This is a genomic window from Streptomyces sp. CNZ287, assembly GCF_007827615.1.
The window spans coordinates 486,277-501,067 of sequence record NZ_VISV01000002.1 but is presented as its reverse complement, the minus strand read 5'-3'; the positions used below and the strand labels follow the sequence as shown (position 1 = coordinate 501,067).

Sequence of the window (14,791 nt, the reverse complement as noted above, 5' to 3'; positions counted from 1 at the left end):
ACGAGGTGGGGGCAGAGCAGGACATGGCACAGGGCTCCGTCCAGGTCACGCACACCGGCTCCGTAAGGACCGGGCGATGGCGCCGGCGCACCGGGGAGTACGGGTCGCTCGCGGCGGCCCTGGAGGCCGCGGGCGACGGCGACGTGCTCTCGCTGGCCCCGGGCACGTACCGGGAGAATGTCGTGCTGGAGCGGGCGGTGACGCTGCGCGGTCCGGGCGGCGCGGTCGGCTCCGTCCGCATCGCACCGGCCGACGGCGTGGCGCTGACCGTCCGGGCGTCCGCGGTGGTCGAGGGGCTGCACGTCGAAGGGGAGGACGCGGCGGTCCCGGCGGTGCTCGTCGAGTCGGGCCGGCCGGAGCTGACCGGGCTGCGGGTCGTCACCCGCTCCGCCGCGGGCATAGAGGTCCGCGGCGACGCCCGGCCCACGGTCCGCCGTTGCGCCGTCGACAACCCGGTCGGCACGGGGGTCACGTTCGCCGACGGGTCCGGCGGCGCGCTGGAGAACTGCGAGGTGCTGGCCGCCGGGCGCAGCGGCATCGCGGTGCGCGGCGGTTCGAGCGCCCACCTGTCGCAATGCCGCATCCACCACGCGGGCGGCGCGGGGCTGCTGCTCACCGGGGAGGGCAGCACGGTCGAGGCGGTGGGCTGTGAGGTCTACGAGATCAAGGGCGCCGGCGTGCAGTTGACGTCCCGCGCCTCCGGGGAGCTGACGGACTGCACGGTGCACCGCACCTCGGGGGACGGCATCTCGCTCGACACCGAGGCCGTCGTCAAGCTCACCGACTGCGAGGTCCACGACGTCCCGGAGAACGCCGTGGACCTGCGCTCGCGCGCGCAGGCGAAGCTGGCGCGGGTCACCGTGCGCCGGTTCGGGCGCAACGGCCTGTCGGTGTGGGACGCGGGCACGCGCGCCGAGGCGGCGCAGTGCGAGGTCCACGACAGCACCGGCGACTATCCCGCGGTGTGGGTGAGCGACGGTGCGGCGGCGTCGTTCACGTCCTGCCGGGTGCACGACGTGCCCGACGCGCTCGTGGTCCTCGACCGCGGCTCGTCGGTCGAGGCGACGGACACCGACCTCGCGCAGATCCGCGGCACGGCGGTGTCGGTGAGCGACGGCGCCACGGTGGCGCTGGAGCAGTGCCGGATCCGGGACGCGGCGACCGGCGCGTGGTTCCGCGACCACGGCAGCGGCGGCAATGTGCGGGACACCACGGTCGACTCGGTCGCCTCGGGGATCATCGTCACCAAGGGCGCCGACCCGGCGGTCGAGGGCTGCACGATCACCTCGCCCACGGAGGCCGGGGTCTTCGTCTCGGCGGCGGGGCGCGGCTCGTTCACCGGCTGCCGCGTCACCGGGAGCCTGGGGTACGGCTTCCACGTCATCGACGGCTGCCGTTCGGCCCTCACCCGCTGCCGTACGGAGCGCTGCGCGCGCGGCGGCTACGAGTTCGCGGACGCGGGCCCGTCCGCCCCCGAGGGCTCCGGCGGCGGCCCCGTCGTGGAGGACTGCACGAGCGACGAGAGCGCGGAGATGGCCAGCGCCCGCCCCACCGTGCCCGCCGCCCGCACCGAGCCGGAACCGGACGGCCTGCTGGGCGCGTTCGCGCCGCAGCGGGCGGGCGCGGCGGGTGCCGTACGGCCGGCCGCCGAGGCGCAGCCCGCGGCCCGGCCCGCCCGGGAGGTGCTGGCGGAACTGGACGCGCTGGTCGGGCTGGAGAACGTCAAGCGCGAGGTGCGGGCGCTCACCGACATGATCGAGGTCGGCCGGCGGCGCCGGCAGGCGGGTCTGAAGGCCGCCTCGGTCCGCCGCCACCTGGTCTTCACCGGCTCCCCCGGCACCGGCAAGACGACCGTGGCGCGGATGTACGGCGAGATCCTCTCGTCGCTGGGCGTGCTGGAGCGTGGGCACCTGGTCGAGGTCTCCCGGGTCGACCTGGTCGGCGAGCACATCGGCTCGACCGCGATCCGTACCCAGCAGGCGTTCGAACGCGCCCACGGCGGCGTGCTGTTCATCGACGAGGCGTACGCGCTGGCGCCCGAGGACTCCGGCCGCGACTTCGGCCGCGAGGCCATCGACACGCTGGTGAAGCTGATGGAGGACCACCGCGAGTCGGTCGTGGTGATCGCCGCCGGCTACACGACGGAGATGGAGCGGTTCCTCGCCGTCAACCCCGGGGTGGCCTCGCGCTTCTCCCGCACCATCACCTTCGGCGACTACACCGCGGAGGAACTGCTGCGGATAGTCACGCAGCAGGCCGAGGAGCACGAGTACCGGCTGGGTGACGGTACGGACGAGGCGCTGCTGAAGTACTTCACCGTGATCCCCAAGGGCGCCGGCTTCGGCAACGGCCGTACCGCGCGGCAGACGTTCGAGGCGATGGTGGAGCGGCACGCCGGCCGCGTGGCCCAGCTTCCGGACCCCACGACCGACGAACTGACGCTCCTCTACCCGGACGACATCCCCGTCCTGCCCTGAACCGCCGCGCCGTCCGCGGTCTCCGCGTCCGGCTCCCCCGCGGGCCGCGGCACCTGCCGCGGCCACTCCTCCACGGGCGCGGCGGGGGCGACGGAGATGCGGGCGATCAGCTCGGCGCGCTCGACCGCGAACGCCGGGTCGGCCTGGTAGTCGGAGTGCGCGTTGATCGCGGCGGGCAGCGGGTGTTCCGGCGTGCGCTCGAAGGCGAGCGGGTCCTTGAGCGGCTTGCGGTCGACGTCGCTGGGCCGCCCGTCCGGCGGCGTGGGCCGCACCGGGCCGCCGATGGGGTCGGTCAGCCGCCACAGGTTGCGCCAGGCGTGCGTCTGGTCGTCGAGTTCCGCCAGCGCCCGGTCGCCGAAGTAGGCGGGGAACCAGCGCCCGTAGAGCCGGCGCAGCGGTGACCCGTACGTCAGCAGCGCGACCCGGCCGCGGATGTCCGGGTCGAGCTGCCAGACCGCGGCGGCGGCGAGCACGCTGCCCTGGGAGTGCCCGGAGATGACCAGGCAGCCGCCGGTGCGGCTGGTCCAGGTGCTGGTCCGCCAGGCGAGGTCGGGCACGGCGCGCTCGGCGTAGCAGGGGGGCGCGAAGGGGTGGGCGGCGCGCGGCCAGAAGGTCCCGACGTCCCAGAGGATCCCGACGGTACGGCGCGACTTGGGATCCCGGTACGCCTGCCGGCCCATGGCCAGCAGCAGGATGACCCCGGCGCCCATCATCCAGGAGCCGAGCGCCTGCCCGGTCTGCGCCAGCCCCGGCAGCGGCCCGGGAGCGCCGCGGGCGGCCTTGCCCGGCACCTCGTCGGTGAGCCAGGCGCCGAGGACGGCGCCCGCGCCGAGGACCAGGGTGGCGAGCGCGGCGGCGCCGAGCGCGGGCGGCGCGTCGTCGGTGAGCCGGGCGCGGGCGATGGCGCCCGCGATGCGGCCGGTGCGCGGGTCGTTGTCCCCGGTGTAGCGGTGCTCGGTGGGGTAGAGCCCGGCGACCTCGGTGGCGATCCGGCGGCGCAGCACCCACATCCGCCAGCCGCCGGCCAGCGCCAGCAGCAGCACGAGGAGGGCGATCAGCGGTATCGCCGTGGCCTGCCAGGAGAGCACCACGGGCGGTCCCGCGAGCGGGCCGTTCTCGCCGGGGGTGGCGCCGCGGTCCAGCCAGTCGGCGACGCGCTGGGCGACGCCGCCGGAGAAGACCCCGGCCACCGCGCTGGCCAGCAGCGCGACGCAGGCGCCGCCGAGGCCGCGCAGCGCGGGCGGCTCGCCGGTGGCGCGGCGCTGGAGCAGCAGGCCGGTGACCGCGAGCCCGGCGGCGAGCACGCCCTGCGCCACGGCGAGGCCGCCGAAGACCGACGTGCCGGGCAGCCGGCCGGTGGAGACCCAGCCGGGCCGGGACCAGGCGGTGTGCACGAGCACCGCCGCCAGCAGCGCGAGCGCGGCGAGGGGGACGGCCCGTACGGCGCGGCGGTCCTCTCCCATGTCCGGCTCCGCCTCCGTACGGCCCGATCGGCACACCAGGGCGACGACGGCGATCCAGCCGGCGGCGGTCAGGGCGCCGAGGACCCAGCCGGTGGCCCGGAGCCCGCCGCCGGTGTCGTCGTCGGCCGCGACGGTGACGGCGATGAGCGCGGAGGCGACGGCGAGCAGCCCGGTGGCGGTGTGCGCGGCGCGCAGCCGGGCCACCAGGCGGCGCCCGTACCAGAAGCCGGGCAGCGAGAGCGCGGGCTGCTCACCGGTGGTGCCGGGGGCGCCCGCGCGCGGCGAGGGCTTGGCCGACTCGTAGATGCTCCAGGTGCGCCGCGACAGCCACCACAGCAGGGCTGTCAGCAGCACGGGCACCAGCGCGGCCAGCGCGAGCCGCCGGCCGGGCCCGCCGAACCAGCCGCCGGACTCGGCGGACATGAAGCCGAGCCAGGACTTGTCCGCGACGCAGTGGGTGCTGCCCGCGCACTGCCAGGCCAGCAGGTCGAGCGTCACCTCGCCGGCGGCCAGCACGAGCTGCACGGTGAGCGTGAGCGCGAAGATCCGCACGAGGACGTCGTACGCCCGGTGCGCGCCGTGCCGGGACGGGGCGGCGGGGCGCATCCAGTGCGCGAGGTTGGCGATCATGAAGGGGAGGAGGACGAGCCACAGCGCGCGGGCGCCGTTGCCCGAGGTCAGGTTCGACCAGCAGTACGCCTCCTGCACCGGCTCGGTACGGGGTCCGCCGCCTTCGCCGCGCCGCTCCCCCGCGGGTTCCTCCGCCCGCACGTCGTCCGTCCGGCGGTGGATGCCGGCCGTGCGGTCGCCGGTGACCAGCTCCGTGCGCGGGTCCCCCAGCATCTCCTGCGGGGTGGCCCCGCCGACGCCGTGGACCAGCAGTTCCAGCGCCGGCTGCGGCGCGGTGCCCTCGGATCCGCCCGTCCCGCCCGGCGGTGTGCGCCCCTTGGCGCTCAGCGCTTCCGGCTGCATGCCTCTCGCCCCCCGTACCGTCCTGCGGTCCCTACCGGTGTCCAGCATCCCGGGATCGGCCGTCCGGTGCAGCTTCCCGCGCGGGAGGCGACGCAGAATCGTGACGCGGGGGTTCCCGGCGGGCGCACATCCGCGGCAGTGTGACCTGCCCGCATGGGAGGATGACACGGACAAGCGACCCCGGGATGAAGGGCGTACGGCGTGAGCGACAACCAGAACCTGCTCGCGGAGCAGCGCCGGGCCCTCATCCTGGACGAGGTCCGGCGCCGCGGCGGGGTGCGGGTGAACGAGCTGACGCGCCGGCTGAACGTCTCGGACATGACCATCAGGCGCGACCTCGACGCGCTGGCGCGCCAGGGGGTCGTGGAGAAGGTGCACGGCGGCGCGGTGCCGCTGGCCGAGGCGAGCACGCACGAGCCGGGCTTCGAGGCCAAGTCCTCCCGGGAGACGGGCGCGAAGGAGGAGATCGCCCGCGCGGCGGCGCAGATGGTGGCGCCGGGCGCGGCCATCGCGCTCTCCGGCGGGACGACGACGTTCGCGCTGGCGCGGCATCTGGTGGAGGTCCCGGACCTGACGGTGGTGACCAACTCGGTGCGCGTGGCCGACGTGTTCTACGCGGCGCAGCAGCCGGGGGCGCGCGGCGCGACGGTGGTGCTCACCGGCGGGGTGCGGACGCCGTCGGACTCGCTGGTCGGCCCGGTCACGGACCAGGCGATCCGCACACTCCACTTCGACGTGCTGTTCATCGGTGTGCACGGGATATCGGTGCAGGCGGGCCTCTCGACGCCGAACCTGGCGGAGGCGGAGACGAACCGGCATCTGGTGCGGGCGGCGCGGCGCGTCGTGGTGGTCGCGGACCACACCAAGTGGGGCACGGTGGGCCTGAGTTCCTTCGCCTCGCTGGACGCGGTGGACGCGCTGGTGACGGACCCGGGGGTGCGTCCCGAGGCGCGGGCGGAGATGGCGGAGCACCTGCCGGAGGTCGTGGTCGCGGGCGAGCCGCAGGAGCCGGCGGGGGGCTGAGCCGGGGCGCCGCGGGGCGCCCGGGCCTCAGCAGCTCCAGCGGCCGGTGGCGAGGAAGGCGTCGAGGTGCGCGGCGTACGGGCCGATGTCGAGGCCCTGCTCCGCGAGCCAGTCGTCGGAGTAGTACTTGTCGAGGTAGCGGTCGCCCGGGTCGCAGATCAGGGTGACGACGCTGCCGTTGCGGCCTGCCGCGACCATCTCCCCGACGATCCGCAGCGCGCTCCACAGCCCGGTGCCCGTCGAGCCCCCCGCGCGGCGGCCGATGGCCCGCTCCAGGGCGCGTACGGCGGCGACGGTGGCCGCGTCGGGGACCTTCATCATCCGGTCGATGGCCGCGGGCAGGAAGCTGGGCTCCATGCGGGGGCGGCCGATGCCCTCGATGCGCGAGCCGCGGTCGACGGTGACGCCGGGATCGCCGCTCTCCCAGCCGGCGAAGAAGCAGGAGTTCTCCGGGTCGGCGACGCAGACGCGGGTGTCGTACTGGAGGTAGCGCACGTAGCGGGCGATGGTGGCCGACGTGCCGCCGGTGCCCGCGGTGGCGACGATCCAGGCGGGCTCGGGGAAGCGCTCCAGGCGGAGCTGGGTGTAGATCGACTCGGCGATGTTGTTGTTGCCGCGCCAGTCCGTCGCCCGCTCGGCGTAGGTGAACTGGTCCATGTAGTGGCCGCCGGTCTCCTCGGCGAGCCGGGCGGACACCTCGTACACCGTCCGCGGGTCGTCCACCAGATGGCAGGTGCCGCCGTGGAACTCGATGAGGCGGGCCTTCTCGCTGCTGGTGGTGCGCGGCATCACGGCGATGAAGGGGACGCCGATGAGGTCGGCGAAGTACGCCTCGGAGACGGCGGTCGAGCCGGAGGACGCCTCGATGACGGGCTTGCCGGGGCGGATCCAGCCGTTGCAGAGGCCGTAGAGGAAGAGGGAGCGCGCGAGGCGGTGCTTGAGACTGCCGGTGGGGTGGGTGGACTCGTCCTTGAGGTACAGGTCGATGCCCCAGCTCTCCGGCAGGGGGAAGCGGAGCAGATGGGTGTCGGCGGTGCGGTTGGCGTCGGCCTGTACCTTGCGCACGGCCTCCTTGAGCCAGGCGCGGGCCGCGGGGTCGCTGCGGTCGACGTCGAGGGTGGGGAGGGCGCCGCCGGGCGCGGCGGCCGGGGGTTGAGCGCTGGCGGTCACCACCCGATCATATGCGGGGCCTCTGGCCACCTCGGCCGGTCGTGGGCACACTGGCAGGAGTGCTGGTGCCGCCTCCTTGTCGCGGGGCGGTGCCGCCCATGCGCGCTCATCGCTCCAGGGGAGCGCTGTGGGGGAGCCGAGGAGGGTCGGCGTGGCGGAGACGGAGTACACGGCTCGCGGGGTTCGGATTGGGCGCTGGTTGCGCTCGCTGACCCGGGCGGGACAGGTGCATATCAAGGACGGCCGGCTGGAGTTGCTGACCAGCTACGGCACCCAGATCGACAGCGCCCCGGTCGAGGAGGTGCGCGCGGCCCGCCCGTGGTTCGGCCGCGGCGACCGGGCGGTGGCGTCGGTCAACGGCAGGCAGTACGTCCTGACGCTGACGGGCGAGCAGGGCTGGCAGGAGGAGTCGGGCGAGAAGGCGGCGGGCCGCTTCCTCGAAGCGGTACGCGCCGCCCGCGGTAGGCCGGACTTCGGCTGACGTGACGACGGCCCGTCCCACTCCCCGGGGAGCCGGACGGGCCGGTCGCGGCGTGTCTGCGCCGGTCACTCCGTCGCTATCGCGCCCAGGACGTCCAGCCCGGCTGCCCGGCGGGACGGGCGCCAGGCCGCGAGGGCGCCTGCCGTGAGGCCGACCAGGGCGACGATCGCCAACTGCAGCGGCGGCACCGTGAACACCCCGTCGCCGGAGGAGTCCGTGGCCTTCGTCATGGCCCAGCCGAGGAACGCGCCGAGCGTCAGGCCGCCCGCCGTGCCGAAGGCGGCGACGAGCACCGACTCCCAGCGGACCATCGCGCGGAGCTGCGCCCGGGTCTGGCCGACCGCGCGGAGCAGGCCCAGTTCGCGGGTCCGCTCGTGCACGGCGAGGGTCAGGGTGTTGGCGATGCCCAGCAGCGCGATGAGCACGGCGAGCGCCAGGAGCGCGTACACCAGCGTTAGCATCATGTCGACGCCCGCCGCCGAGGACTCGGCGAACTCGTCGCGCGTCTGCACCTCCGGGTTGCCGTACCGCTCGGCGACCTTCTCCACCGCCGCCTTGCCGTCCGCCTCGGCCACGCCGTCCTTGAAGGCGACGGCGACCATTGAGTCGGAGTCCTGCATGCGGTGCGGCTCCCACGCCTCGCGGGTGAGGACGTAGTCCCCGGCCAGGTCCGCCTGGTCGTAGACGGCCCGTACCGTGAACGGCCGCTTCTCCCCGTCGGTGAAGGTGAACCGCGCCGTGCTGCCGACCTGCCAGCCGTGGTCGTCCGCCTCGCTCCTGGAGACCGCGACCCCGTCCGTGCCCAGATCCGTCAGGCTGCCCCGGACCGTGCCGAGGTCCAGCACGTCGCCCATCCGCCCGGGATCCGTGACCGTCAGCGCCCTGCCGTCGCCGTCGACCCGGGCCACGCCGCTGCCCAGGCCGAGCGCGTGCTCCACCTCCGGCAGCTCCGCCACCGCCGGGGCGACCTTCGGGCTCAGCGCGCCGCTCTCCGGCCCGAACGCCGGCACCCGCACGGCCACGTCGCCGGCGAAGGCGCGCGAGACGGTCTGGTCCATCGTCGACTTCAGCGAGGCACCGAAGACCGTGAACAGCGACACCACGGCGACGCCGATCATCAGCGCGGTCGCCGTCGCCGCGGTGCGCTTCGGGCTGCGCAGCGCGTTGCGGCGGGCCAGGCGGCCGTTCATGCGGCGCAGCGGGGCGCCGAGGATCCGTACGGCATACGAGGACGCCACCGGGCCCAGCACGACGAACGCGGCGAGCGTGACGACCGCGCCGAGGACCGTCAGCATCACCGACGGGCCCGAGGACGCCCCGTACACCGTCAGCACGGCGCCCGCCGCGGTGAGCACGCCGCCGACAAGGGCACGTACCCGGGAGGAGCCCGAGTCGTCCACGGCCGTCTCGCGGAGCGCCGCCAGCGGCGACGTGCGGCCGGCGCGGACGGCGGGCGCCAGCGCGGAGGCCAGGCACACCACGACGCCGGTGGCGAACGGCAGCGCGAGCGACAGCCCGCTGATCACCAAGTCGCCGTCGGGGAACGGGAATCCGACCGCAGGGAAGAGCGCCTGGAGCCCCGCCGCGATCCCCACGCCGCCGGTGAGGCCGGCGAGCGAGGCGAGCGCGGCGACGACCAGGGCCTCGGCCATGGTCTGGCCGACGACCTGGCGCCGGGTGGCGCCGAGCGCCCGCAGCAGGGCGTTGTCGCGGGTGCGCTGGGCCACGACGATCGCGAAGGTGTTGTAGATGCTGAACGTGGCGACCAGCATGGCCACGCCCGCGAAGCCGAGCAGTCCCGCGGTGAAGCCGCTGAGGAACTGGCCCGCGATCTGGTCCTGGTTCTCCTCGGTGACCTCCTGCCCGGTGACGGCCTCGATGCCGTCGGGCAGCGCCGGGGCCAGCGCCTTGACCAACGCGGCCTGGCTCTCTCCCGGGTCCGCGCGGACCTGGATGCTGGTGGCCCGGCCGGGCTCGGCGGTCAGGTACTTCTCCGCATCGGCCCGGGTCAGCGCCGTGAAGCTGGTCTGACCCATGCCGTCCTCGCCGCCGAAGGTGGAGATGCCGACGATCGTCACCTTGAGCGGGTCGGGGGTGCGCACGGTCGTGGTGTCGCCGACGCCCAGGCCGGCGTCCTTCGCGGCGCCCCGGTTGATCACCGCCTCACCGGAGCGCTCGGGTGCGCGGCCCTCGTCGATCCGGTACGAGTTCAGCTCCTCGTCGGCGATCCAGTTGCCGGCCAGGGTCGGAGGGCCCCCGCCGCCCACCGGCTCGCCGTCCTTGCCGAGGAGTTGGCCGGGGCCCTCGATGCGGGGCTCGGCCGCGGCGACGCCCGGCATCCGCGCGATCTCGTCCGCCAGTTCCGTGGGGACGGTCCTGCGGGTGCCGAACGACTCGCCGGGGGTGGTGATCATGTCGTCGCCGCGCACCACCGCGTCCGTACCGCCGGTGGCGCGGCCGAACATGGCGTCGAAGCTGGACCTGAGGGTGTCCCCCATGACGAGGGTGCCCCCGAGGAACGCGACGCCGAGGAGCACGGCGAAGAACGTGCCGGCGAACCGCCGCTTGTGCGTGCGCAGTCCGGCCATGCTCAGCCGCAGCGACGCGCGGGTGCCGCTCATGACGGGCTCTTCCTCTCCGCGGTGGTGTCCAGGGAACGTGCCGTACGGGGGCTTTCGCCCACGAAGCGCTGCATGCGGTCCAGTACGCGGTCCGCGGTGGGCGCGGCCATGCGGTCGACGAGCCGGCCGTCGGCGAGGAAGACCACCTCGTCGGCATAGGCCGCGGCGACCGGGTCGTGGGTGACCATGACGACGGTGCGGCCCAGCTCGCGCACGGTGCTGGCGAGCAGGCCCAGGACCTCGGCGCCGGAGCGCGAGTCGAGGTTGCCGGTGGGTTCGTCGGCGAAGACGACGTCGGGGCGGCCGGCGAAGGCGCGGGCCACGGCGACGCGCTGCTGCTGGCCGCCGGACAGCTCGGCGGGCCGGTGGTGCAGCCGGTCGCGCAGGCCGACCACGTCGACGAGCGAGTCGATCCAGGCGGGCTCGCCGCGGCGGCCCGCGAGGTCCATCGGCAGCGTGATGTTCTCCGCGACGGTCAGCGTCGGCAGCAGGTTGAACGCCTGGAAGACGAAGCCGATCCGGTCGCGGCGCAGCATCGTCAGCCGCTTGTCGTCGAGCGCGCCCAGCTCGGTGTCGCCGATGAAGGCGGCCCCCGCGGTGAGCGTGTCGAGACCGGCCGCGCAGTGCATCAGCGTGGACTTCCCGGACCCCGAGGGGCCCATGATGGCCGTGAACCGCCCGGCCGGGAAGGCGACACCGACTCCGTCGAGCGCCCGGACCTCGGTGTCGCCGCTGCCGTAGACCTTCACCGCGTCGACGACGCGGGCGGCCGCGCCGGCGCGTACGGGGGCGGTGGTCGCGGAACTCATGCCGCACCGCCCTTGCTTTCGCCGCGGCGGCCGAACTCCTCGTTCAGCACGGACAGCCGGCGCCAGTACTCGTCCTCGTCGATCTCACCGGCCGCGAAGCGCCGGCCGAGGACCGCGATCGGCGACTGCTCGCCGTAGCCGGGACCGCCCGGACCGCCCGGGCCGCCGCGGAACCGCTGCCAGGGGGCGCCGCGGCCGCGCCGGACGACGCGGCGGACGAAGAAGAACAGGCCGCCGAGGACCAGTGCCCACATGAGCGGGAAGAGCAGGATCCACGGTCCGGGTCCGCCGTCGTTCCAGTGCGCCAGTGTGTTCATCGTTCTCCACTCCTCGATGGTTTCTGTGGTGCCGGCACCATCGAGACTCCCGCCGGGAGGGGGTCCGGGTCGTCGTACGGCCAGCGGCACCTGGCCTGCTCCCGGCGGAGTATGCGGGCCGTCTCCGGCTGCTTCCGGCCGCCGTCCGCGGGGGCGTGAGCCGGTTCGTACGCCGGCTTCCGTCACCGTGCGTCACTTATTCACACGGGGCGCACCCGGGGCACGTGCATATGCACCCTCCACACGCTGCCGCGCGCCCCCTCGTCACGCTTCCATGGAAGCGGACACGGGGCACGGACGGGACGAAGGAGAGCAGACCGTGGCCACCGAAACCGACACGAGTGCGGTCGTGTCCGAGCTCGCCGAGATCCGGCGCTCCCTCGACGTGGGCCTGGCCCGCATCGACGGACGGCTCGCACTGCTGTCGCAGCGCAGTCAGCAGATGGAGCGTGAGATCGACGAGCTGACGGCACGCGTCACCTCGCTGGAGCACTCGCGCTGGCCACTGCCGTCGATCGCCGCGCTCACCGGCGCGGGGGCGATGGCACTGGCGTTATGGCAGGCCCTGGGCCGCTGAACGGCGGACCCGGCCGGCGAGCACCGCCCGCCGGTCCCGCAGTCGGCGGGACCGGCGGACCGGTGCGCGCGGGTCGCCGGCCCGCGCGAACGGGGCGCGGGGATCAGGCGCCGAGGCGGAGGTGATGGAGCATCAGCAGCGCCGCGGCCATGTTCGCGGCGGGCACCTCGCCGCGGCCGACCATGTCGGGCACCCCCTTCAGGGGCACCCACTCGCGTCTGTCGGACTCGAAGTCGTCCTCGGGGTCGCCGATCTGCACCGCCTCCGTGGCGTAGTAGATGAGGTGCCGGGCGTCCGTGAGGCCGTTGGACGGCTCGACGGTCATCAGGTGCGTGAGCGGGCCGGGCCGCCAGCCGGTCTCCTCCTCCATCTCGCGGGCGGCGGCGGTCTCGGGGTCCTCCCCGTCCTCCACCACCCCGGCGGCCAGCTCCCATCCGTAGACGTCGGTGATGAAACGGTGCCGCCAGAGCAGCAGCACCTCGTTCGCCTCGTTGACCGCGGTCGCCACGGCGACGGGTCGCAGGCGGATCAGGTAGTGATCAAGGTGGCGCCCGTCCGGGAGTTCCACGTCGGCCAGGTTGACGCGGAACCAGCGGTTTTCGTACACGGTGTGCTCCCTGAGATTCCTCCATCGCACGTAGTCCCCCTTGTCGCCGTCCAGTGGCGGTGGCGGCCCCCGCCTCAGAGCGGAACGCGCAACGCTGCGTCGATCAGCTCCGCCGCCTCGGCGGTCCCCCCTCCGCCGGTCTCGGTCAGATGGCGACGGACCGCGCGCAACCTGTCCCGCAGCCGCTGCGACTCCATCCCTCTGGCCGCTCTTGCCATTTCCAGCGCCGCCTGCGCCGCCTCCTCGGCATCCCCCTGACGCAGTTCGACGTGGCTCAGAATCGCCAGCCGGTGCACCCGGCCCCGGTCGTGGGCCGGCCGGTGCACGGCGGTCGCCGCCTGTTCGCGGGCGGCGCGCAGGTCCCCGATGCGTAAGAGCGCCTCGGCGACCTGCACGTTGACCAGACCCGGCTGGACGTAGTCCGTCTCGGCCGGCTCCTGGCGTGCGCTGATCCGCCCGGCGGCGGACTCGGCGCGACGGATGCAGGCCAGGGTGCCCGAGCGGTCGCCGAGGAAGGCGTACGCCTTGGCCTGCATCGCGTACAGATCGGCCGCCAGGGCCGGGCTGACGTCCTGGTCGGCGGCCCGGAGCGCGGCCTCCGCGAACGCGACCGCCTGGCGGTACTCCCTGAGGAACAGTGACTGGTTGACGAGCATGGCGATGACGTACGCGCCGAAGCCGCGGTCCCCGCTGGCCTTGGCCAGCCGCAGCGCCTGGTGGAAGTAGCGCTGGGAGAGGCCGAGGGCGTCCGAGTCGTACGCGCAGATGCCCGCGACGGCGACGAGGCCGCCGGTGGCCCGGTGCAGCCTGCGGCCGACGTCGTCGCCGTACGACCCGCGGAGCAGCGGCGCCGCCTCGGAGTTGAGGAAGCGCACGACGCGGGCGCGGGTCGCCATGCCGCCGGCCTTGCGGTACATCTGCTCGTAGTGGGCGCGGGCGGCCTGGAGGGTGGTGACGTCGGCCTCGCTGACGTGCACGGGGCCGCTGCGGGAGACGTCGCCGTCCTCGGGCGGGTTCTCCCACTCCCACACCGGGATGACGGCGGGGGTGCCGGTGAGCGCGCGGGCGGTGACGACGTGCGGGTGCTGCTGCTCGTCGGAGCGCCACAGGGCGGTGGCGCGCTCGACGAAGCGGGCGAGCGGTGCGGCGGCCGAGGGGCCGCCGGCGGCGCCGAAGCCGATGTCGTCCAACGTGACCGGGCGGTCGAGCCGTTCGGCCAGCACTTCGCAGATGAGGTCGGGCACCTGGCCGCGTGGTCGCTGGCCCTTGAGCCAGCGGGCCACGGCGGTGTGCTCGTAGCGCAGCCGCAGACCGCGGGCCGCGCCGGCCCGGTTGACGTGCGCGGCAAGCCCGGCGTGGGAGATCCCGGCTTCGTCGAGTGCCGCGTCGAGCAGGGTGTTGGGCTCCATGTGCCCTCCTGCGAGCAGGGTGTTCGCCAGCGTAACCGAGGGCCTTTCACACGGGGTGTGAAGTGCGCGCCCGCAGTCGTGGCGTGTGCGCCCTCCCGGTGGCCACGGGTGGCGAGTTGACTGTGCGGCATCGGGTCCGCTCGCTTCCCCGCAGCCTGGCGGCGGTTCCGTAGCCGCCCCGCCCGCCGTGCCGGACCCGGCACCCGGCCGGCCGGGCGGGCGGCAACCCCCCACCGGCGCGGGCGCCGGGGCCGGACGGCGGTCCGGCCCGCGGCAGCCCGCGACCGGGGCGGCGGGGTCCGTACGGCCGCTCAGCCGACGACGCGCAGCCAGATCCCCGTGCAGTGCCGCAGGGCGGACACCTGTACCTGCTCCAGCAGGACCCGGGTGCCGCCGGGGCGGTCGAAGAGCCGGACGCCGTCGCCGAGGAACACCGGCGCGGTGAAGACCAGCACCTCGTCCAGCAGCCCCGCCTCGATGCACTGGCGGGCGACGTCGGCGCCGATGACGTTCACGTAGCCGTCGCCCGCGGCGGCCTTGGCGGCGGTGACGGCGGTGCCGAGGTCCGCGCCGAAGGTGACGCCCGGGACGGGCTCGGCCGGCGGGTGGTGGGTGAGCACGAACTGCTGCCCCTCCCAGCCGCCGCCGAACGCCTCCCCCTCGTTCTCCGTGCCGCGGTGCGGGTCGTCGCCGAAGAAGCTGCGCGCGCCCGAGAGGATCGAGCCGACCCGCGGGACGAGCCCGTCGACCGTGGGGTTGTCCCCGAGGTGGCCGGCGAGCCAGGACATGTCGCCGCCCGGTCCCGCGATGAATCCGTCGAGCGACATGGTCGCCGAGTACAGCAGCTTCGCCATGGGGCGCCTTT

General features: G+C 74.7%; 12 protein-coding genes. 4 read left to right on the top strand and 8 right to left on the bottom strand.

Going from position 1 to position 14,791, the window contains the following annotated elements; all coding sequences use genetic code 11:
• Positions 1–23 precede the first annotated feature (23 nt).
• Positions 24–2,477, top strand: coding sequence for a right-handed parallel beta-helix repeat-containing protein (locus FB457_RS06390; protein WP_047014477.1), 2,454 nt, complete (start codon positions 24–26; stop codon positions 2,475–2,477).
• Here the strand turns inward: FB457_RS06390 and FB457_RS06385 are convergent.
• Positions 2,447–4,912 carry a hypothetical protein gene (locus tag FB457_RS06385; RefSeq protein WP_047014478.1) on the bottom strand — a complete coding sequence of 822 codons (2,466 nt, stop codon included), beginning with the start codon at positions 4,910–4,912 and terminating at the stop codon, positions 2,447–2,449. The genes FB457_RS06390 and FB457_RS06385 overlap by 31 nt on opposite strands.
• 201 nt (positions 4,913–5,113) lie before the next feature.
• Between FB457_RS06385 and FB457_RS06380 the strand changes: the two genes are divergently transcribed.
• A complete protein-coding gene (locus FB457_RS06380; RefSeq protein WP_047014479.1) occupies positions 5,114–5,935 on the top strand; it encodes a DeoR/GlpR family DNA-binding transcription regulator in 822 nt (273 codons plus the stop codon).
• Positions 5,936–5,962: 27 nt separating this feature from the next.
• Here the strand turns inward: FB457_RS06380 and FB457_RS06375 are convergent, their stop codons facing one another.
• Entirely contained in the window at positions 5,963–7,105 is a 1,143-nt protein-coding gene (locus tag FB457_RS06375) for a PLP-dependent cysteine synthase family protein (protein ID WP_047019715.1), read from the bottom strand.
• A gap of 151 nt (positions 7,106–7,256) precedes the next feature.
• On the opposite strand from FB457_RS06375, the gene FB457_RS06370 reads away from it, so the two are divergent.
• Positions 7,257–7,586, top strand: coding sequence for a hypothetical protein (locus FB457_RS06370; protein ID WP_047014480.1), 330 nt, complete (start codon positions 7,257–7,259; stop codon positions 7,584–7,586).
• A 65-nt stretch (positions 7,587–7,651) separates the two neighbouring features.
• On the opposite strand, the gene FB457_RS06365 is transcribed toward FB457_RS06370, so the two are convergent.
• Genes FB457_RS06365 through FB457_RS06355 form a run of 3 tightly spaced genes read right to left on the bottom strand, consistent with a single transcriptional unit; the run spans position 7,652 to position 11,333 of the window.
• Entirely contained in the window at positions 7,652–10,207 is a 2,556-nt protein-coding gene (locus FB457_RS06365; RefSeq protein WP_145781127.1) for an ABC transporter permease, read from the bottom strand.
• Positions 10,204–11,016: an ABC transporter ATP-binding protein gene (locus FB457_RS06360; RefSeq protein WP_145781125.1), complete on the bottom strand. Its 813-nt coding sequence runs from the start codon at positions 11,014–11,016 to the stop codon at positions 10,204–10,206. The genes FB457_RS06365 and FB457_RS06360 overlap by 4 nt, the downstream gene beginning before the upstream one ends.
• A complete protein-coding gene (locus FB457_RS06355; protein WP_145781124.1) occupies positions 11,013–11,333 on the bottom strand; it encodes an SHOCT domain-containing protein in 321 nt (106 codons plus the stop codon). The genes FB457_RS06360 and FB457_RS06355 overlap by 4 nt, the downstream gene beginning before the upstream one ends.
• A gap of 319 nt (positions 11,334–11,652) precedes the next feature.
• Here FB457_RS06355 and FB457_RS06350 point away from each other — a divergent pair, with 319 nt between their 5' ends.
• Positions 11,653–11,910, top strand: a complete 258-nt coding sequence (locus tag FB457_RS06350) for a hypothetical protein (RefSeq protein ID WP_047014484.1) — start codon at positions 11,653–11,655, stop codon at positions 11,908–11,910.
• 103 nt (positions 11,911–12,013) lie between these two features.
• Here FB457_RS06350 and FB457_RS06345 read toward each other — a convergent pair whose 3' ends face one another.
• The 3 genes from FB457_RS06345 to FB457_RS06335 all read right to left on the bottom strand — a co-directional run bounded on the left by FB457_RS06345 (position 12,014) and on the right by FB457_RS06335 (position 14,780).
• Positions 12,014–12,547, bottom strand: a complete 534-nt coding sequence (locus FB457_RS06345; RefSeq protein WP_078898122.1) for an NUDIX hydrolase — start codon at positions 12,545–12,547, stop codon at positions 12,014–12,016.
• Between the two features lie 44 nt (positions 12,548–12,591).
• The gene (locus tag FB457_RS06340; RefSeq protein WP_047014486.1) at positions 12,592–13,926 is read right to left on the bottom strand and encodes an NsdA family TPR-like regulatory protein; all 1,335 of its coding nucleotides are present in this window, start codon (positions 13,924–13,926) and stop codon (positions 12,592–12,594) included.
• Positions 13,927–14,237: 311 nt separating this feature from the next.
• Positions 14,238–14,780, bottom strand: a complete 543-nt coding sequence (locus FB457_RS06335; protein WP_047014487.1) for a dihydrofolate reductase family protein — start codon at positions 14,778–14,780, stop codon at positions 14,238–14,240.
• Positions 14,781–14,791 lie beyond the last annotated feature (11 nt).